19 protein-coding genes are annotated in these 18,731 nt (G+C 67.6%); 12 read left to right on the top strand and 7 right to left on the bottom strand.

All coding sequences use genetic code 11. From position 1 onward, the window contains the following. Positions 1–100 precede the first annotated feature (100 nt). Both KXD98_RS11435 and KXD98_RS11440 read left to right on the top strand, forming a co-directional pair. Entirely contained in the window at positions 101–1,774 is a 1,674-nt protein-coding gene (locus tag KXD98_RS11435; protein ID WP_396882922.1) for a glycoside hydrolase family 13 protein, read from the top strand. 87 nt (positions 1,775–1,861) lie between these two features. Continuing rightward, the gene (locus KXD98_RS11440; RefSeq protein WP_260764448.1) at positions 1,862–2,854 is read left to right on the top strand and encodes an Acg family FMN-binding oxidoreductase; all 993 of its coding nucleotides are present in this window, start codon (positions 1,862–1,864) and stop codon (positions 2,852–2,854) included. 10 nt (positions 2,855–2,864) lie between these two features. Here KXD98_RS11440 and dosR read toward each other — a convergent pair whose 3' ends face one another. Genes dosR through KXD98_RS11455 form a run of 3 tightly spaced genes read right to left on the bottom strand, consistent with a single transcriptional unit; the run spans position 2,865 to position 5,354 of the window. Continuing rightward, positions 2,865–3,509 carry a hypoxia response regulator transcription factor DosR/DevR gene (gene dosR, locus KXD98_RS11445; protein WP_260764449.1) on the bottom strand — a complete coding sequence of 215 codons (645 nt, stop codon included), beginning with the start codon at positions 3,507–3,509 and terminating at the stop codon, positions 2,865–2,867. Positions 3,510–3,558: 49 nt separating this feature from the next. Then, positions 3,559–4,362 (bottom strand): universal stress protein, encoded by an 804-nt coding sequence (locus KXD98_RS11450; RefSeq protein WP_260764450.1) that lies wholly within the window; start codon positions 4,360–4,362, stop codon positions 3,559–3,561. Then, a complete protein-coding gene (locus KXD98_RS11455; protein ID WP_260764451.1) occupies positions 4,359–5,354 on the bottom strand; it encodes an Acg family FMN-binding oxidoreductase in 996 nt (331 codons plus the stop codon). The genes KXD98_RS11450 and KXD98_RS11455 overlap by 4 nt, the downstream gene beginning before the upstream one ends. 440 nt (positions 5,355–5,794) lie before the next feature. Here KXD98_RS11455 and KXD98_RS11460 point away from each other — a divergent pair, with 440 nt between their 5' ends. Continuing rightward, a complete protein-coding gene (locus tag KXD98_RS11460; protein WP_260764452.1) occupies positions 5,795–5,959 on the top strand; it encodes a hypothetical protein in 165 nt (54 codons plus the stop codon). Between the two features lie 435 nt (positions 5,960–6,394). On the opposite strand, the gene KXD98_RS11465 is transcribed toward KXD98_RS11460, so the two are convergent. Then, entirely contained in the window at positions 6,395–6,601 is a 207-nt protein-coding gene (locus tag KXD98_RS11465; protein ID WP_260764453.1) for a hypothetical protein, read from the bottom strand. 342 nt (positions 6,602–6,943) lie between these two features. Further along, positions 6,944–8,443 (bottom strand): hypothetical protein, encoded by a 1,500-nt coding sequence (locus KXD98_RS11470; protein WP_260764454.1) that lies wholly within the window; start codon positions 8,441–8,443, stop codon positions 6,944–6,946. Here KXD98_RS11470 and KXD98_RS11475 point away from each other — a divergent pair. Continuing rightward, the gene (locus KXD98_RS11475) at positions 8,421–9,605 is read left to right on the top strand and encodes a hypothetical protein (RefSeq protein WP_260764455.1); all 1,185 of its coding nucleotides are present in this window, start codon (positions 8,421–8,423) and stop codon (positions 9,603–9,605) included. The two genes, KXD98_RS11470 and KXD98_RS11475, sit on opposite strands and share 23 nt — an antisense overlap. 56 nt (positions 9,606–9,661) lie before the next feature. On the opposite strand, the gene KXD98_RS11480 is transcribed toward KXD98_RS11475, so the two are convergent. Both KXD98_RS11480 and KXD98_RS11485 read right to left on the bottom strand, forming a co-directional pair. Further along, positions 9,662–10,384 (bottom strand): GAF and ANTAR domain-containing protein, encoded by a 723-nt coding sequence (locus KXD98_RS11480; protein ID WP_260764456.1) that lies wholly within the window; start codon positions 10,382–10,384, stop codon positions 9,662–9,664. 86 nt (positions 10,385–10,470) lie between these two features. Then, positions 10,471–10,968: a DUF1990 domain-containing protein gene (locus tag KXD98_RS11485; RefSeq protein WP_260764457.1), complete on the bottom strand. Its 498-nt coding sequence runs from the start codon at positions 10,966–10,968 to the stop codon at positions 10,471–10,473. Positions 10,969–11,074: 106 nt separating this feature from the next. Between KXD98_RS11485 and KXD98_RS11490 the strand changes: the two genes are divergently transcribed. The 8 genes from KXD98_RS11490 (at position 11,075) to KXD98_RS11525 (ending at position 18,593) form a co-directional block, all read left to right on the top strand. Next, positions 11,075–11,704, top strand: coding sequence for a PaaI family thioesterase (locus tag KXD98_RS11490; RefSeq protein WP_396883167.1), 630 nt, complete (start codon positions 11,075–11,077; stop codon positions 11,702–11,704). Then, positions 11,701–12,129, top strand: a complete 429-nt coding sequence (locus tag KXD98_RS11495; RefSeq protein ID WP_260764459.1) for a TIGR02611 family protein — start codon at positions 11,701–11,703, stop codon at positions 12,127–12,129. The genes KXD98_RS11490 and KXD98_RS11495 overlap by 4 nt, the downstream gene beginning before the upstream one ends. 83 nt (positions 12,130–12,212) lie before the next feature. Beyond that, positions 12,213–14,273 (top strand): threonine--tRNA ligase, encoded by a 2,061-nt coding sequence (gene thrS, locus KXD98_RS11500; protein WP_260764460.1) that lies wholly within the window; start codon positions 12,213–12,215, stop codon positions 14,271–14,273. After that, positions 14,257–14,823 (top strand): HIT domain-containing protein, encoded by a 567-nt coding sequence (locus KXD98_RS11505; protein ID WP_260765140.1) that lies wholly within the window; start codon positions 14,257–14,259, stop codon positions 14,821–14,823. Before thrS ends, KXD98_RS11505 begins: the two co-directional genes overlap by 17 nt. Beyond that, positions 14,820–15,491, top strand: a complete 672-nt coding sequence (gene pgsA / locus KXD98_RS11510; RefSeq protein ID WP_313901280.1) for a phosphatidylinositol phosphate synthase — start codon at positions 14,820–14,822, stop codon at positions 15,489–15,491. Before KXD98_RS11505 ends, pgsA begins: the two co-directional genes overlap by 4 nt. Next, positions 15,488–16,429 (top strand): phosphatidylinositol mannoside acyltransferase, encoded by a 942-nt coding sequence (locus tag KXD98_RS11515; RefSeq protein ID WP_260764461.1) that lies wholly within the window; start codon positions 15,488–15,490, stop codon positions 16,427–16,429. Before pgsA ends, KXD98_RS11515 begins: the two co-directional genes overlap by 4 nt. Further along, on the top strand, positions 16,429–17,559 hold the full coding sequence (locus tag KXD98_RS11520) for a glycosyltransferase family 4 protein (RefSeq protein WP_260764462.1): 1,131 nt from the start codon (positions 16,429–16,431) through the stop codon (positions 17,557–17,559). The genes KXD98_RS11515 and KXD98_RS11520 overlap by 1 nt, the downstream gene beginning before the upstream one ends. Beyond that, a complete protein-coding gene (locus KXD98_RS11525; RefSeq protein ID WP_260764463.1) occupies positions 17,556–18,593 on the top strand; it encodes an NUDIX domain-containing protein in 1,038 nt (345 codons plus the stop codon). The genes KXD98_RS11520 and KXD98_RS11525 overlap by 4 nt, the downstream gene beginning before the upstream one ends. Positions 18,594–18,731: the final 138 nt, after the last annotated feature.

The following is an 18,731-nucleotide window of genomic DNA, read 5'->3' on the forward strand; positions in this document are numbered from 1 at the left end:
GCATCGAACCCCCATGAAAGAGGCTTGTGGCCATGTGATTACGCCCGCGGTGCGCGGGCGCATAACCGAATTGACACAGTCTGAGCAGCCCGCGAGGCTGGTGGCTCACAGTTCGCGCAAGGTGAGGAGTGTCGTGCCCGCTGCAGAGCCGTCGTGGTGGGAGACCGCGGTCGTCTACCAGGTCTACATCCGCAGCTTCGCCGACGCAGACGGGGACGGCATCGGTGACATCGCCGGCTTGCGGAGTCGCCTGCCCTACCTGGCCGGCCTCGGCATCGACGCCATGTGGATCAACCCGTGGTATCCGTCGCCGATGGCCGACGCCGGGTACGACGTTGCCGACTACCGCGACATCGACGCGGCCTACGGCAGCCTGGCCGAGGCCCAGGAACTGATCGCCGACGCCCATGCAGTCGGTATCCGGGTGCTGCTGGACATCGTGCCCAATCACACTTCCGACCAGCACGCGTGGTTCCGTGCTGCGCTCGCTGACCAACCGGGTGCCCGGCAGCGCTATCACTTTCGGGCAGGGCGCGGCGCCGATGGTGCCGAACCGCCCAACAACTGGCAGAGCGTGTTCGGCGGCCCGGCCTGGACGCGGGTGGCCGACGGTTCCTGGTACCTGCACCTGTTTGCGCCCGGCCAGCCCGATCTCAACTGGGAACATCCGGAGGTCCGCGCCGAATTCGAGGACATCCTGTCCTTCTGGTTCGACCGCGGAGTCGACGGATTTCGCATCGATGTCGCTCATGGACTGGTCAAGCAGGCCGGATTACCCGACGCCGACGAGTCGCTGGCCTCGGCGCAGGCGCTGGTCCAGGATCGTGCGGGCCACCCCGCCTGGGATCAGGACGGCGTTCACGACGTCTATCGCGGGTGGCGCGCGGTGGCCGACCGCTACACGCCTGAGCGCATCTTCATCGCCGAGGCGTGGGTCGACGGCAATGCGCGACTAGCCCGCTACCTGCGGCCCGACGAGTTGCATACCGCCTTCCAGTTCGACTTCCTGCGGACTCCGTGGCGTGCGCAGGTACTCCGGGCCGTCATCGACGATGCCATCGAGGCCGCGGCATCGGTAGGGGCACCGCCGACGTGGGTACTGTCCAATCACGACGTGACCCGAACCGTGACGCGTTTTGCCAGGTCGCAGCCCGTCCACCTGATCGAAACGGACTGGGAGCGAGGGCGCTGGGCCGACGAGGACCCCGATCACGAACTCGGCCGACGCCGCGCGCGCGCTGCGGCGCTGGTCCAGTTCGCGTTGCCGGGCACCGCCTACGTCTACCAGGGTGAGGAGCTGGCGCTCGAGGAGATCGAAGACCTTCCCGACGAGCTGCGCCAGGATCCGACGTGGGTGCAGTCCGGATTCACCGATGTTGGTCGCGACGGATGTCGAATCCCGTTGCCGTGGACCGACACTGACATACCCTACGGATTCGCCAGCCATGGCGGCGCGGTAACTTGGCTACCGCAGCCGCCGCACTGGGCCGAACACAGCGTGCAGGCACAGGACCGCGACCCCGGTTCCACTCTGAACCTGTATCGACGTGCGCTGCAGCTTCGTCCGAGGTTGTGGCGCGATGCCGGGGCGATCCGCTGGCTCGACGTCGCGCTCGATGTTGCGGCCTTCGAGCGGGACGGTGTCCAGTGCTGGGTCAACACCGGGGATTGCGGCGTTGCGCTGCCCGCTTCCGCCACGGTGGTGCTGTCCTCGGTGGCCGGTGTCGAGCAGGTGCTCCCACCCGACGCCACCGTCTGGTTGAAATTGGAGTAGCCAGGAGAGGTCTTTGTGCTCTCGTTCGGGCGCGACATGCGGCGCACCCTGAAAGGCGATGAACGACTTTCGACGGGAGGACGAGGCATGAGTGCCCATTTCCCCGATGCCAAGACACTTCGCTCTGCGCTGGCGTTGGCCGGTCGGGCACCGTCGGTGCACAACTCACAGCCGTGGCAATGGAGGGTGGGCGAACACAGTCTGCACCTCTACGCCAAGCCCGATCTGTTGTTGCCCCGTATCGACCCCGACGGCCGTGACCTTCTGTTGAGTTGTGGTGCCGCACTCAACCATTGCGCGGTGGCATTGGCCGCATTGGGCTGGCAGGCCAAGCTGCACCGGCTGCCGAACCCCGCTGACCCCAATCACCTCGCGGCGCTCGAGGTCTACCCGTATCCGGCGGCCGAACTCGACGTCACGCTCGCTGCGGCGATTCCGCGCCGGCGCACCGACCGTCGTCATTACAGTTCATGGCCGGTTCCCAGAGGGGATATCGCGCTGATGGGCGCCCGTGCTGCCCGCGCGGGTGTCATTTTGCGTCGCGTCGACGACATGGACGGCCTCAGAGAGCTGGTAACCGAGGCGGCTGCGCGTCATCTCGCCGATCCCGAGTATCTCGCGGAGCTGACGACCTGGAGCGGACGTTACGCCTCGACAGCCGGCGTTCCCGCGCGCAGTGTTCCCGGCGCCAACGGCACAGGTGTGGTTCCGCTGCGCTCATTTGCCGGTGGGGTGTTGCCCCAGCCTGACGGAGTCGACGCTACCGAGGAGAACTCGGTGGTGGTGGCTTTGGGCACAGTGGCTGACGATCGCCTGTCGCAGCTGCGCGCCGGAGAGGCCGCCAGCGTCGTGATGCTGACCGCGACGGCCCAAGGTCTGGCCAACTGCCCTGTAACCGAACCGCTCGAGGTCGCCGAGACGAGAGAGATGGTCCGCAGCGACGTCTTCGGCGCCGACGCCTATCCACAGATCATGCTCCGCATCGGATGGGCGCCGGTCAACGCGGACCCGTTGCCGTCGACACCGCGCCGGGACCTCTCCGAGATCATGACGGCGCTGGACGGAGCGCCAATCGGCTGAGCCTCGCGTTTCAGTCGGAGTGGCGGTGCCGGTCGAGTTTGGATACGAACACCGCAGCCTGGGTTCGGCGTTCCATGCCGAGCTTGGCCAACAGCCGCGACACGTAGTTCTTGACCGTCTTCTCGGCAAGGAACATCCGTGCGGCGATCTGCTTGTTGGTCAGGCCCTCCCCAAGGAGATCGAGCAGGATGCGCTCCTGGTCGGTCAGTTCGGACAACGGGTCTGATCGCTCGCCATCACTGCGCAACTTCGTCATCAGCGCGGCGGCAGCGCGATTGTCCAGCAGTGATCGACCCGCACCTACCTCCTTGATCGCTTTCGCCAACTCCATACCCTTGATGTCCTTGACCACATAACCGCTGGCGCCGGCGAGGATCGCGTCGAGCATCGCCTCATCGGAGGTGAAGGACGTGAGCATCAGACACCGGAGGTTGGGCAGTTCGGACAGCAGATCACGGCACAGTTCGATGCCGTTGCCGTCGGGCAGTCGGACGTCGAGGACGGCGACTTCAGGTTGAGTGGCGGGTATTCGGGCCAGGGCTTCGGCAACCGACCCCGCTTCGCCGACCACCTCGAGGTCGGGGTCTGCGCCGAGAAGATCGATCAGTCCCCGGCGGACCACCTCGTGATCGTCGACCAGAAATACCTTCACCATGGGGCGACCTCGCAGAGCCGAGATGTCGACGGGGGCATGTTCGTGCGATTCACACCACCAGTATTGAACAATCGGTGTCGCGGAGGGCGGCATTGCCCGGCGCGCCGACGACCTCACCGACCCCGCCGGCGCGTTCGCGTCCGATCACCACCAGTTGTATCGATGCGGCTCGGGCGCGCAGGTACTCCAGCGTATGACTGCAGCACACCGGGCGCACGTCGAGGTCGGGATAGTCGCGCGACCATTTCGACAGCTGGCGCGACCCCTGCGACTGAATGTGAGCGCACACCCGCGGAGGTGCGATGAGGCGCACCTCGGTGCCGCGGCGACGGGCCTCTTCGAGTGCCCGGGTGACCACGGCGGTACCGGCGGGGTCACCGGTGAACTCGGCGACAACTGCCCGCGTCGCGGCGCTGTGCGGGCGGTGTGCCCGTACAACTGCCACCGGGCAGTGCGCCGTGGCCGCCAGAGCCGCAGCGGTCGACCCGATCCGTCCCCACGTCGCGTGGTGCAGCCCGCGCGCCCCCACACAGAGCGTTGTCGCGGTCCGAGCAGCCTCAAGCAACATGCGTACCGGGGCCCCGTGCAGGATCTCGATCTCGATCTTGACCGGCCGCTCGGTGGACTCCACTGCTGCCACCGCATAGCGGACGGCCAGTTCGGCCGTGGCCAGCCGGCGGGCCTGGTCCTGCGGATCAGCTGCGGCACGCTCAGAGGGTTCGATAACTGAAACCAGCCGCAGGGGGATGTCGCAAAGCACGGCTTCGTCGACGGCCCACAGTGCTGCGTCGACCGCGGAAGGGGAGCCGTCGATGCCGACAATGACACACGTGCTCCCGGCATGAACGTTCATCTTGTGCCCCTGCGGATCTCGACGACATCATCGACCGATCGGCGTGGGGTGGCCGGCGGCGGCGGTTTCAGGATCGAGACTCGTCCTACCCGCACCAGTACCTGCGGTATCGACCGATTGCCCACCAGTGCCGCCAGAACGTCGCGGCCTGAGGAGAGTTCGGTGACATGGCTGACCGTGCACGTCGCCATACCGGCGGCGGTGGCGTCGAGCAGAACTGCGGACAGAGTTTCGCCGCAGCGCAAAACACTGTCGTGCGAGTCGTCGACGGTCGACAGGAGGAGAACTGCCGCACGGTCGTCGGCCACGCGCCCGTACCGCTGGGGGATCGGGTTGACCCGGAACGTCCTGCCCACGTCGACGTGCTGCCGTTGGTCATCTGAAACTAATGCGGCCCTAGGTATTCCGTCCTGGGCGGAGAAGCCGGCAGTAGCCGAAGCCAATTCCTGTTGGTAGAAGGCGTCGGCGGAGCGCAGCAGATCGGCGAGCAATGAAGCCTCCGACAGTGTCGCCCGATCGTCGTCTGTGAGATGGTCGACCCGGACGGCGCGCGCGGAGGTGAAAGTCTGAAGAATCCCGCTGGTCGGATCCCAATCGTGAGGGGCCGCCAGCGGTGCCCGTTCGGTGTGCCGCAACAAAATCGCATCGGCGCGACGCTGTTGTTCGGCGGAGACAGCCTCCACCGGCGCGAACTCGACGCTGGCCAGATGCAGCCGGTCACGTTCGTCGGGGAAACGGTGCACCGGGGTGGCCCACCCGGCCGCGGCCATCGCGACGCGAAAATGGTGAAGCGCCGCCCCACAACTGATCAAGGCCTCACGTCCCGAATTGTCGGCTCCGCGCATCAGTCGCGCAGGGTCGGCGAACAACTCGACACACTGGTCGGTCACCACCCACCGCCACGGCTGGCTGTTATGCAGTGACGGCGCCCGGCACGCCAACCGCAAGGCGTCGATGACGACAGCCTCGGACGGGACGCGGGTGGGTGACATAGTGGCCTCCATTGCCTGTGCCATCAACGATGCTCGTCAGGGGAGGGCAATTCCAGGGTCCATGGTCACCAGCTGTCGAGGTTCGGTTGGCCAGGTGATGCACCATGGCCGAGTGGCTGGCGGCGAGCGCGGGTGAGGTCGACCTCGCCACGCGCCGTCGGGACGGCGGTGGGCGCGCGGTCAGTGCCCGGCGCTGGTGCTGCCGCTGCGTGTCACCGACGACGCGACCATCGTCGATCTTCACGGCTGTTCGTCGGGCGTGACCCGGTCGCGGCAACGCCTTGACGCGGCAATCGCAGATTTCTCAGGCGCTGAGATTCGTCCGTCGGCGCAGTTCGTCGGCCCGCTGTCGGGGGTCGACCAGTGCTGGCCGACCATACCGAGGCAGGGAGCCGTGAAGCGGTCAGCAACGTCATTCGCCATGATCAACGCTGAGCGTCGTGGTCACCGTCGACGACGATTCGGCGGTCGAAGTGTCCGACAACGGATGCGGTACCTCCGAGGACCTCACCGCCAGCGGACTGGCCAGCTTGCAACAGCGCGCCGAGAAGGCGGCCGGCTCGGCGACGGTGAGGTCTGCACCGAAGGTGGCACCCGTCTGCTAAGGCGCGCGTCGCTGCCCTCCGGCCGCGTCAAAGACACATCGATGTAATTCACGCACAAACGTGTTTCCCCAGGTCATGGCGTTTCACCGATGACGGGATCGCCTCTCCTTCGCAACGGTTGGATAACGCACAAATTGTCGCGCCGGTGATTTCAGAAATTGTCGGTTCAGTAAGCCCAGTAAGCGAACGCGATATTCACAGCACGACGCAGAAAGACTGGGAGCGCATGTCACGGACCAAGAAGGGCATCGTCGTTGTCATGATGGGCAGCGCGGGGATGTTCTTGAGTGCCCCGCTGCTGAGCCCGACGGCAGCCGCTCAGCCAACCCGTGGCGGCGTGCCCTGTGTCGGCATTCTGCAGCAAATGGTGTCCCGCCCGGCCGACATTCCTCAGGCGCTCCAGCAGGCCGCCTCGTCCCTGACTGCCGGACCTGGTCAGCCGACTCCACCGGTGGTGATCCCGCCTGCCAGTTCGGCACGGGTGTCGACGCCTCCCGTGCCACCCAGCCCGCCCTCCTCGGCGTCGACCTCGACGGGCGGCGCGACTCCTCCAGTGCCGGGGACACCCGGCACACCCGCGTCGAGCTCGGGCGGCGGCAGCACTCCGCCGGCGCCTCCGGCTCCCGGCGCACCGGTTGTCACCACCGTCGATGGTGGTATCCCGCCCGTTCCGCCGGGTCCTGGTGGGCCTGTGGGTACGCCGGTGGCCGATGCGGGACCGCCGGCCCCGCCGGCGCCGGGTCTGCCGGTGGTCGGTGATGCGGGTGCGGTTGTTCCTCCGGTTCCGCCGGGTCCCGGTGGGCCTGTGGGTACGCCGGTGGCCAGTGCGGGACCGCCGGCCCCGCCGGCGCCGGGTCTGCCGGTGGTCGGTGATGCGGGTGCGGTCGTTCCTCCGGTTCCGCCGGGTCCCGGTGGGCCGGCGGCTGTTCCAGTCGCTGCGGCGACGCCACCGGCGCCCCCGGCTTCCGGTGCTCCGGTCGTCGGTCAGGCCGGCGAGGCCGGTCCAGGGGGACCGGGCGGCCCTGGTGGCGTGGGTGGCGCCGGCGCTCCCGGAGAGGGTGCGTCCATGCCTGGTCCGGTGGAGGGCGCCCCCGTGATCGGCGAGGCCGGTGCTGTTCCTCCCTCGCCCGGTGCGCCCGGCGCTCCTATTGCTGCAGCTGCGGGAGATGGCGTGCCGCCTGCGCCGCCGGCTCCGGGTGTGCCGGTTGAGGGTTCGTCGGGTGGTGTGGTGCCGCCTGCGCCGCCGGCTCCGGGTGTGCCGGTTGAGGGTTCGTCGGGTGGTGTGGTGCCGCCTGCGCCGCCGGCTCCGGGTGTGCCGGTTGAGGGTTCGTCGGGTGGTGTGGTGCCGCCTGCGCCGCCGGCTCCGGGTGTGCCGGTTGAGGGTTCGTCGGGTGGTGTGGTGCCGCCTGCGCCGCCGGCTCCGGGTGTGCCGGTTGAGGGTTCGTCGGGTGGTGTGGTGCCGCCTGCGCCGCCGGCTCCGGGTGTGCCGGTTGAGGGTTCGTCGGGTGGTGTGGTGCCGCCTGCGCCGCCGGCTCCGGGTGTGCCGGTTGAGGGTTCGTCGGGTGGTGTGGTGCCGCCTGCGCCGCCGGCTCCGGGTGTGCCGGTTGAGGGTTCGTCGGGTGGTGTGGTGCCGCCTGCGCCGCCGGCTCCGGGTGTGCCGGTTGAGGGTTCGTCGGGTGGTGTGGTGCCGCCTGCGCCGCCGGCTCCGGGTGTGCCGGTTGAGGGTTCGTCGGGTGGTGTGACGCCCCCAGCGCCGCCGGCTCCGGGCGTCCCGGTCGAGTCGTCGATCGAGACATTTTCTCCTCCGGCCCCGCCCGCTCCTGCCGAGCCGTCGGTGACCACGGTGGAGACGTTCTCCCCGCCTGCTCCGCCCGCTCCAGCCGCCCCGGTCGAGTCTTCTACGGAGTTGGCAACCCCTCCGGCTCCGGGTGGGCCGGGTGCTCCGGTGTCGACTGAGGCTGAGTTTGTGACGCCGCCGGCTCCGGGTGTGCCGGGTACGCCGAGTGCTTCGTCGATCGACATCGCGACGCCGCCGGCCCCGGGTGTGCCCGGTACGCCGAGTGCTTCGTCGATCGACATCGCGACGCCGCCGGCTCCGGGTGGGCCGGGTGCTCCGGTGTCGACGGAGGCTGAGTTTGTGACGCCGCCGGCTCCGGGTGTGCCGGGTACGCCGAGTGCTTCGTCGATCGACATCGCGACGCCGCCGGCTCCGGGTGGGCCGGGTACGCCGAGTGCTTCGTCGATCGACATCGCGACGCCGCCGGCCCCGGGTGGGCCGGGTACGCCGAGTGCTTCGTCGATCGACATCGCGACGCCGCCGGCTCCGGGTGGGCCGGGTGCTCCGGTGTCGACGGAGGCTGAGTTTGTGACGCCGCCGGCTCCGCCCGCACCGGGTGCGCCGGTGTTCGGTGAGGGCGGTGTAGCGACACCGCCGGCTCCGGGTGCGCCGGGTGCCCCGGTGGTGACCGAGGCTGGCGTGGGCACGCCGCCGGCTCCGCCCGCACCGGGTGCGCCGGTGCTTGGGGAGGGCGGTGTAGCGACACCGCCGGCTCCGGGTGCGCCCGATGCCCCCGCAGCCGTACCCCTGGGCGTCGACGTGCCCGGCGCAGGTGGTGTCCCTGGAGGCCCTATTGAGAGCGCCGCTGGTGGTGTCGTCGGTGAGGCACCCACCCCGGCTGCACCGATTTTCGGCGATGCCGGCGTTGCGGGTGCCCCCGCAGGTCTGCCCGGTGAGGGGGCGCCGATGGAGGGTGCTGCCGGTGCCGCCGGACCTGGCGGCGGCGCGCCACTCGACGCCGCCGCTGGTGCGGTTGGTTCGGGGGCACCTCCGGCCCCCGCTGCAGTCGGTGCAGACGTCGCTGTCGGCGCAGTCCCTCCGGCGGGCCCCACTCCGGGTGCCCCGATCTTCGGAGAGGCCGGCGTCGCTGCTCCGCCGCTGCCGCCGGCGCCCGGCGGTGCAGTAGATGTCCCAGTGGGCATGGTGACGCCGCCTACGCCACCGGCACCGGGGACCCCTGCGGGGGCACCTGTCGCAGACGCCACGCCGCCGGTGCCTCCCGTCCCGCCGTCCTCGGCGAGTGTCCCGGGTGAAGCGGCCACGCCGCCGGCACCACCCATCCCGTCGTCGCCTGCGAACGTATCGATCGACGGCGGAACCCCGCCGACGCCGCCGACCCCGCCGGGGTCGGCGGGTGGGGGAACCGGCGTTCCAGGCTCGCCGCTCCCGGGAACTCCGGGTAGCTCGGTGACGGTTGCTGACCTGCTGACTCCTCCTGGAGCCCTGCGGGCAGTGCAGGATACGGCGTCGTCTGTGGTCAGCGTCCTGCCGCCGCCGCCCGCCCCAGCCCCGGGAGCTGTGGGTGCCGCAGCCGTGGGAGTACCGGCGCCACCGGATCCGCTGACCCCGCTGGTGGCCACCGGCATCTCGAATCTGGTGTCGCCCCCACCGCTGAATATCCCGTCCATTCCGGGTCTGCCGATCCCGTTGCCCAACGAGATCCCAGTGCCCTCCGACCTGATCTGTATCGGAACGGATTGGTCAGCTACGCAAGGTGATTCGGCCTCTCCGGTGGCCAACGCGGACATCCCACGCGCGTTGATCACCGGGACCGTGCCTGCAGGGCGAGAGCGCTGGGGCAACGACTAGAGGGCCGACAGCAGCAGGGCGGGTGGCGAATCCACCACCCGCCTTTGCTGTGCGGTTCAGAGCGCTTCGCGTTGCCCGTTCGACGACTGGGCGTCTGCCACCAAGTCGGTGGCCACTTGGATCAACGGCACATTGGAGTCCTGTGACAATTTGCGCAGCAGGTCGAAGGCTTGAACGGCGGAGACGCCATAGCGCTCCATCACCATTCCCTTGGCTTGGCCGATGATGTCACGGCTGGCCAACGCGCGACGGAACTGCTCGTCTCGTCGCGCTGAATTCCAAGCCACCGACGAATGCGCGGCGAAGATCAACCCCAGCGTGCGTGCTTCCGGTCCGAACGCGTGTGGCTGTTCGGCGTAGACGTTCAGGGCCCCCAACGTCTCGCCGGCGATGAACAACTGGAAGGCCATGATCGACCGGATCGGCGTCTCGGCCAGCGCGTCACGTCGGTAATTCGGGAATCGTTCGTCGCCCTCCAAGTCGGCGACATGGACCGTCTTCTCCTCCCAGGCTGCCGTCAGGCACGGCCCTTCGAGGTATCGCTGCTGGATCTTGTCGAGCAGGAGCGGCCAGTGTGCGGTCGCTGCAGGAGTCTCGATGCGCTTCGAGCTCTTCGACAACGTGATCCCGGCGTACTGTGCGCCGGGAATCTCGATCGCGGCGTGCTCGGCCATTTCGGCGATGACGCTGTCGGCGTCGTCGTCTTTCCTGGCGTGCAGACCCTGCACCAACTCGGCCACACGCAAGTGTGCAACCTCCACCGGGGTTGGTTCGTCCACCCTCACCGTCCCTACTCGCACGTCAAACAGTTCTCTAGGTTACCGCCGGTATCGGTACTGAACTGCGTGTAGGCCAGTGTCCGGCATCAAAGGGCGCGAAGATAGCGGGCCATGACGATCCGCTGCATCAGCGACGTGGCCGGCGCGCCGAGCCTGCTCCACCAGGTGGCGTGCCGAGAGAAAGCGCTCACCTCGGCGTACACGGCGCCGGTCCCGGCATCGAAGCGCACCGCGAACATCTCTTCGCCGGATTCGGGATGGCCCGACAGGGTGCCGTATGCGAACCCCCGTCGGTCGACTTCGTCGATGACGTTGACCACCCGGCAGGGTGCCACCACCGGACCGAGGTGCACCAGCACCTCGGCGCCGACCTCGGCCACCGCTGAGGTCGCCTCCACCCGCAATCCCGCCCCGCGCAGCATCCCCCAGCGCATGCCGGCCGCCGCGGCTTGCTCGAAGCGCTCACGGCCATGACCGATGATCGACGATCCGCGCAGATGCCGGTAACCGGTCGGCATAGGCCCGGCGGTTGCACCGACCTGCGAGTAGGTCAGTGGTCGTCCTGCGAGCTCACTGAGCTTCATCCCGCCAGCTTGACACGATCGCGCCCGGGCGACACCACCCGTCCCGACTCCGACGCGCTGAGGCAAAGCCGGGGCTGCCCGACCCACCGACACCCCATACGGTGGGCTGGTGACCGTCAACGAATCCGATGCGCACCTGGGTGGAGGCTTCAATCCACCGCTGCCGACCACCCAGGGCGGACCCGACTACGGCCGTTTCATTGAGGCCGTGCGTGCACTGCAGGATCACGCCCGAGCCGCGGATGCGCCCGACGCGGTCATCACCCGAGCCGCCGACCTGATCGAAGAGGCCGCGCAGATGTTGGCTCCCTATGATGCCGACGAATGGTCGTCGCCGTCTGGCCGGCGCACCGACCTGCCCAACCGCGGCAATGTCCTCGCCGTTCCGCACATGACGCACGTCACCGACGACAACCGGATGGTCGGCACCGCGCGGTTCCGGCGGTTCCACCTCGGCCGTAACGGGGCTGCGCACGGTGGCGCGGTGGCCCACCTGTTCGATTCGCTGCTGGGGGCGGCGTCCTACAAGCTCAGCCACAACCAGGCGCAGCGCACCGCGTTCCTTCACGTCGACTACCGCAAGATCGCGCGGATCGAGCAGGATTTCCAGATCGAGGCCGGAATCGACGACACGGTGGGTCGCAAGATCTTCGTGTCCGGTCAACTGCTCGATGGTAAGGACGTCCTGGCCGAGGCGCACGCGCTGTTCGTGACGCTCAAGCCAGGACAACCGTGAGCAGCCCCGACGGACCGGGTGTGGCGCGCCGGTGGGCGCGCTGGCGCGACCGGCTACGCAAGCGGCGCGCAGTCGATTTGGGGTACCGCATCACCATCGGCGTGGTTGGGACGGTGGTCGTGGTGATCGGCATCGTGGCCATCCCGTTTCCGGGTCCCGGCTGGCCCATCGTCTTCGTCGGGTTGGGCATCTTGGCCACCGAATTCGACTGGGCACGACGTCTGCTGGCCTACGCCCGGGTCCGCTATGACGCGGTCATGGCCTGGTTCAAGAGCCAGGGCGTGTGGGTTCAGATCGCCGGGGCGCTGTTCACCGCCGTGGTGGTCGTGGTGACAGTCTGGTTCCTCGGTGCTGTTGCGTTCCTGGCGCGGCTGGTCAACATCGAACACCCCTGGCTCAACAGTCCCATTGGTCTGGGGAGCTAGAAGCACGTCCCGATAGCATGGTCGCGGTCAGCGACAAGGTCCTGGCCAACCATGCCACCTTTCGACAGTTTGGAGATCCCGCCATGAGCGCGCCCGTCCGCCCCGCCCCCGCAGCCCCTATCCGGGTCGCTGCCGGGACTACCGCGGCGCAGGCGGTGCGCGACGCCGGGCTCGTCTCCCGCGGTGCCCCCGACGCCGTGGTGGTGGTCCGTGACCCCGACGGTCAGCTGCGCGACCTGTCCTGGGTGCCGGAGGCCGACGTGGAGGTGACGCCGGTCGCGGCGAATACCGACGACGGTCGCAGCGTCATCCGGCACTCCGCAGCACACGTGCTGGCTCAAGCGGTGCAGGAGTTGTTCCCTGAGGCCAAGCTCGGTATCGGACCGCCGATCACCGACGGTTTCTACTACGACTTCGACGTTGCGGAGCCGTTCACTCCCGATGATCTGGAGGCGCTGGAGAAGCGGATGCGCAAGATCGTCAAAGACGGTCAGCTGTTCCAGCGCCGGGTCTACCCGTCCAAGGACGCTGCGCGACAGGAACTGGCCGACGAGCCCTACAAACTTGAGTTGGTGGACGACAAGTCCGGTGACCCCGAGGTGATGGAGGTAGGCGGGGATGAGCTCACCGCTTACGACAATCTCAATCCGCGTACTCGCGAACGGGTTTGGGGTGATCTTTGCCGAGGCCCACACATCCCCACCACGCGACACATCCCGGCGTTCAAACTGACTCGCAGTTCGGCTGCTTACTGGCGCGGCGATCAGAACAACGCGAGTCTCCAACGCATCTACGGGACCGCATGGGAGTCCCAGGAGGCCCTGGACCGACATCTCGAGCTCCTCGAGGAGGCGCAGCGCCGCGATCACCGGAAACTGGGCGTCGAACTCGATCTGTTCAGCTTCCCCGATGAACTCGGTTCCGGCCTTCCGGTGTTTCACCCGAAGGGCGGTGTCGTACGCCGAGAGTTGGAGGATTACTCACGAAGTAAGCACCTCGAGGCCGGCTACGAGTTCGTCAACACCCCCCATATCACCAAAGAGCAGCTCTACATCACCTCGGGGCACCTGGAGTGGTACGCCGACGGGATGTTCCCGCCTATGCACATCGACGCCGAGCTCAACGCCGATGGTTCGGTTCGCAAGCCCGGGCAGGATTACTACCTCAAGCCGATGAACTGCCCTATGCACCACTTGATCTACCGGTCGCGCGGTCGTTCCTATCGCGAACTTCCGCTGCGACTCTTCGAGTTCGGATCGGTGTATCGCTATGAGAAGTCCGGCGTCATCCACGGCCTGACCCGAGTGCGCGGAATGACCCAAGACGACGCGCATATCTACACCACGCGCGAGCAGATGCGCGAAGAGTTGGCCTCGTTGCTGCAGTTCGTGCTGGACCTGCTGGCCGACTACGGCCTGGACGACTATTACCTCGAACTGTCGACCAAGGACCCCGAAAAGTATGTCGGCTCCGACGAGATCTGGGCAGAGGCCACCGCGACGCTACGCGAGGTTGCCGAGGCGTCGGGACTGGAACTGGTTCCCGACCCCGGCGGTGCGGCGTTCTACGGGCCCAAGATCTCCGTCCAGGTCAAAGACGCGCTGGGGCGCAGCTGGCAGATGTCGACGATCCAGCTCGACTTCAACATGCCCGATCGTTTCGAGCTCGAGTACACCGCCGCAGATGGAACCCGGCAGCGGCCGGTGCTGATCCACCGCGCGCTATTCGGGTCGATCGAACGGTTCTTCGGAGTGCTCACCGAGCACTATGCCGGTGCGTTTCCGGCATGGCTGGCTCCGGTACAGGTGGTTGGTATCCCGGTTGCCGACGGCCACATCGACTATCTCAACGGGCTGGCTGCGCAGTTGCGAGCGGCCGGACTTCGCGTCGACGTCGACGTCAGCGATGACCGAATGGCCAAGAAGATCGTCAACCACACCAACCAGAAGGTGCCGTTCATGCTGCTGGCGGGGGACCGCGACGTCGAGGCAGACGCGGTGTCGTTCCGGTTCGGCGATCGTACACAGATCAACGGTGTTCGGCGCGAATCCGCCGTCAACGCCATTCTCGACTGGGTTCGCAGACGCGAAAATGCCTTCCCCACAGCCGATCTGATGAAGATCGACGATTCGGACAGGGGGTGACGTGGACCCGGATGACACGATCGTAGACCGCGGCGCCGGCGAGCCTGACCGCCTGCAGCGACTGTGGACACCGCACCGGATGAGCTATATCGCCGATGCGGTCAAGGCCGGCTCAGCGGCGTCATCCGCGCCATTCACCGATATCCCGAACATGTCCGACGAAGACGGATTGGTGGTTGCCCGCGGCAATCTGGTGTATGCGGTGCTCAACCTTTACCCGTACAACCCGGGTCATCTCATGGTGGTGCCCTACCGGCGCGTCGCCGAACTGGAGGATCTCTCCGAGCCCGAAAGTGCCGAGTTGATGGCTTTCACGCAGAAGGCGATTCGGGTCATGAAAGCAGTGTCTCGCCCGCACGGCTTCAACGTCGGACTGAACCTGGGAACCTCGGCCGGGGGATCTCTGTCGGAGCATCTGCACATGCACGTGGTGCCTCGCTGGGGTGGTGACGCGAACTTCATCACGGTCATCGGCGACTCCAAGGTCATTCCGCAATTACTCCGCGACACCCGCGCACTACTGGCCGCCGAGTGGGAAAATCAGCCGTGAGCGGCTTCTATCTGATGACGCGTGCGGCCTACACCAAGCTGTCGCGTCCGGTGGCCCGGGGTGCGCTGCGAGTGGGGTTGACTCCGGACAGCGTCACGATTCTGGGCACCGCGGGATCGGTACTGGCCGCACTGACGCTCTTCCCGATGGGACAGCTGTGGTGGGGCGCGGTCGCGGTGTCGTTCTTCGTGCTCGCCGACATGCTCGACGGAGCAATGGCGCGGGAACGGGGCGGCGGGACCAGTTTCGGTGCGGTGCTCGACGCGACCTGCGACCGGATCAGCGACGGTGCGGTGTTCTGTGGGCTGCTGTGGTGGGCGGCCTTCGGCCTGCACAGCGCCGAGTTGGTGGTGGCCACCATGATCTGCCTGGTCTCCTCCCAGGTCATCTCCTATATCAAGGCCCGCGCGGAAGCCAGTGGGCTGTCTGGGGACGGAGGTTTGATCGAACGACCTGAGCGGTTGGTCATCGTGCTCGTCGGTGCCGGGCTATCGGGCTTTCCGCTCGCACCGCTGCCGTGGTTGCTGCACGTCGCGATGTGGGTGTTGGCAGTGGCCAGTGTGGTCACGGTGGGTCAACGTCTACACAGCGTGCGGACATCGACCGGTGCAATGGAGCCTCTGGCCGCCGCTGACAGAGGTGACGAGACCGAGACGCCCGAGCAATGACCGATCGAGCCGACCGCGGCGGGCTGCTGGCGATTCCATCGGGGGTGGGCGGGCAACTCACTGACTGGGGCTACGCTGCGGGCTGGCGGCTGGTCCGCGCGGTCCCGGAGCTGCTGGCGCGCAACGCGTTCGGGGCTGGGGCGCGCTATGCAGCACGAGGCGGTGGACCGCAGCAACTGAGGAAGAACCTGGCCCGGGTCGTCGGAGTCGCCGCCGACGAGGTTCCCGACGAGCTGATGCGCGCGTCGCTGGCGTCCTATGCCCGCTATTGGCGCGAGGCGTTCCGGCTGCCCTCCATGGACCATGTCAAGCTGGGTCAGAGCCTCAGCGTCGAGGGTGTGGACAGGCTGTGGTCGGCCTTGGAGCAGGGCCGTGGAGCGGTCATGGCGCTGCCACACAGTGGGAACTGGGACATGGCCGGGGTCTGGCTGGTGCAGAACCACGGACCATTCGCCACGGTCGCCGAGCGTCTCAAACCCGAGTCTCTGTACAACCGATTCCTGGCCTACCGCCAGAGCCTGGGCTTCGAGGTGGTACCGCTCTCTGGTGGGCCCCGGCCGCCGTTCGACGTGTTGCGCGACCGACTCCTGAACAACGGCGTGGTGTGCCTGATGGCGGATCGGGACCTGACGCGCACCGGGGTACAGGTCGACTTCTTCGGTGAGCCCACCCGGCTGCCGGCTGGTCCGGCGAAGCTGGCGTTGGCTACCGGGGCCGCGCTGTTTCCGGTGCACTGCTGGTTCGAGTCCGACGGCTGGGGCATGGCCGTCTATCCCGAGCTCGCGACCAGCAGCGGTGACGTCACGACCATCACCCAGGCTCTGGCCGACCGATTCGCGCTCAACATCGCCGAACACCCCGCTGACTGGCACATGATGCAGCCGCAGTGGCTGGCGGACTTGTCCGCCGAGCGGCGCGCCCGGCTGGAGGCTTCCTGATGCGCATCGGGATGGTCTGCCCTTACTCGTTCGACGTACCCGGCGGGGTGCAGTCCCACATCCTGCAGTTGGCCGAGGTGATGCGCGAGCGCGGCCACGACGTCAGCGTTCTCGCGCCGGCTTCGCGGGACGCAGCAACCACCCTGCCGGACTACGTCGTCTCCGGTGGCCGAGCCGTCCCGATCCCTTACAACGGGTCGGTGGCTCGACTGCGGTTCGGCCCCGCCACTCACCGCAGAGTCAAGAAATGGCTCGTGGAGGGCCAGTTCGATGTGCTGCACCTGCACGAACCGAATGCCCCGAGTCTGTCGATGCTGGCGCTCAACATCGCCGAAGGGCCCATCGTCGCCACCTTTCACACGTCGACGACGAAGTCGCTGACGCTGTCGGTCTTCGAGCCGATCCTGCGGCCGATGCACGAGAAGATCGTCGGCCGCATCGCGGTGTCAGATCTGGCCCGTCGCTGGCAGATGGAGTCGCTGGGCAGCGATGCGGTCGAGATTCCCAACGGCGTCGACGTCGGCTCGTTTGCCGCGGCGCCCCGGCTGCACGGCTACCCGCGACCCGGAAAGACCGTCTTGTTCCTCGGCCGCTTCGACGAGCCCCGCAAGGGCATGACGGTCCTGTTGAGTGCACTTCCGCGGCTGGTCGAGAGGTTTCCCGACGTCGAGATTCTGGTGGTCGGACGCGGTGACGAGAACGACCTGCGCGAAGAGGCGGGCCGCTTGGCAGGACATCTTCACTTCCTCGGTCAGGTCGACGATGCGCGAAAGGCCTCGGCGATGCGCAGCGCCGACGTGTACTGCGCGCCCAACACCGGGGGAGAAAGCTTCGGGATCGTGCTCGTCGAGGCGATGGCCGCGGGCACTGCGGTGGTGGCTTCCGACCTCGACGCGTTCCGGCGCGTGCTGCGCGCCGGCGAGGCCGGCCGTCTGGTGCCCGTCGACGATCCCTACGCGTTGGCCACCGCGTTGATCGAGGTTCTCTCCGACGAATCGCTTCGCCGGCGCCTGATCGACTGCGCCACCGCGGCGGTTCAAGACTATGACTGGCCAGTGGTGGCCAGCCAGATTCTGCGGGTCTACGAGACCGTGGCGGGCTCTGGGGTGAAGGTGCGGGTCGCCCAGTGATCTCCTGGGTCGTGGCCGCTGTAGTCGTCGCGGCGCTGTTGGTCATCGTTTCTGTCGGGGTATGGGCGTATCAGACTGCCCATCGGCTGGACCGGCTGCACGTGCGCTACGACCTGTCGTGGCAGGCGCTCGACGGCGCACTGGCTCGCCGCGCCGTGGTAGCCCGCGCGGTCGCCACTGATGCCTACGGCGCGGGCCCGGACGGTAAGCGATTGGCCGCCGTGGCCGACGCCGCCGAACGGGCGCCCCGCTCGCAGCGCGAAGCCGCCGAGAACGAATTATCCGCCGCGCTGGCGCAGGTCGATTCCGCGGCCATCCCGCGCGCTCTGGTCGCTGAGTTGGCTGATGCCGAGGCGCGGGTGCTCTTGGCCCGCCGATTCCACAACGATGCTGTGCGCGACACCCTTTCGCTGCGCGACCGGCGCTCGGTGCGGTGGTTGAGGCTAGGCGGAACAGCGGCTCTGCCAACCTATTTCGAGATTGCCGAAGGCGGCGAACGATCTCCCCGGGAAGCCGTACCGGCAAGCCGGCGCAGGTCGGCACGCGTTGTGTTGTTGGACGAGCAGGGCGCCGTGCTGCTGCTGCGCGGCTCCGATCCGGCCAGTACCGCCGAACCGAAACCCCGCTGGTGGTTCACCATCGGTGGCGCTGCCCAGGACGGTGAGTCACTGGCACACACCGCCGCGCGGGAGGTTGAAGAGGAAACCGGGCTGCAGGTGGCCGCCGAGGACATGGTCGGACCGGTGTGGCGCCGCGACGCCATCATCACCTTCAACGGCGCGGTGCTGCGCAGCGAAGAGATGTACTTCATCTACCGGACCGCCCGGTTCGAGCCCACCGACGCTGGTCGCACCGGGTTGGAGCGGACCTACATCCATGGCCACCGGTGGTGTGATGCGACAATGATCCAACAACTGGTCATCAACGGTGAGGTCGTCTACCCACTGCAGTTGGGGGAACTCCTCGACGAGGCGAACGCGCTGGCCGACGCGCCGGATGCAGTGCCGCAGCGGCCGCTAAAGTCGATCCGCTGACGCGGAATAATCGGATTTGCGGCCCTCACTAAACTGAATCAGTAGCTATTGAAGGAGAATGCTGTGGAAACCGAAGGGCTTGGGGCAGAGTCCTCGCCTGCCGAGGCAGCGCCCGCCCGCGGCACCGCGCGGGTCAAG

It is taken from the genome of Mycobacterium sp. SMC-4 (assembly GCF_025263265.1).
In the GTDB taxonomy this organism is placed as follows: domain Bacteria; phylum Actinomycetota; class Actinomycetes; order Mycobacteriales; family Mycobacteriaceae; genus Mycobacterium.

Bases quoted from the DNA above. Each gene is read 5' to 3' on its own strand.
- thrS (WP_260764460.1), top strand. From the start codon at position 12,213: ATGAGCGCGCCCGTCCGCCCCGCCCCCGCAGCCCCTATCCGGGTCGCT.
- KXD98_RS11450 (WP_260764450.1), bottom strand. From the start codon at position 4,362: ATGAACGTTCATGCCGGGAGCACGTGTGTCATTGTCGGCATCGACGGC.
- KXD98_RS11440 (WP_260764448.1), top strand. From the start codon at position 1,862: ATGAGTGCCCATTTCCCCGATGCCAAGACACTTCGCTCTGCGCTGGCG.
- KXD98_RS11485 (WP_260764457.1), bottom strand. From the start codon at position 10,968: ATGAAGCTCAGTGAGCTCGCAGGACGACCACTGACCTACTCGCAGGTC.
- KXD98_RS11520 (WP_260764462.1), top strand. From the start codon at position 16,429: ATGCGCATCGGGATGGTCTGCCCTTACTCGTTCGACGTACCCGGCGGG.
- KXD98_RS11455 (WP_260764451.1), bottom strand. From the start codon at position 5,354: ATGTCACCCACCCGCGTCCCGTCCGAGGCTGTCGTCATCGACGCCTTG.
- dosR (WP_260764449.1), bottom strand. From the start codon at position 3,509: ATGGTGAAGGTATTTCTGGTCGACGATCACGAGGTGGTCCGCCGGGGA.
- KXD98_RS11515 (WP_260764461.1), top strand. From the start codon at position 15,488: ATGACCGATCGAGCCGACCGCGGCGGGCTGCTGGCGATTCCATCGGGG.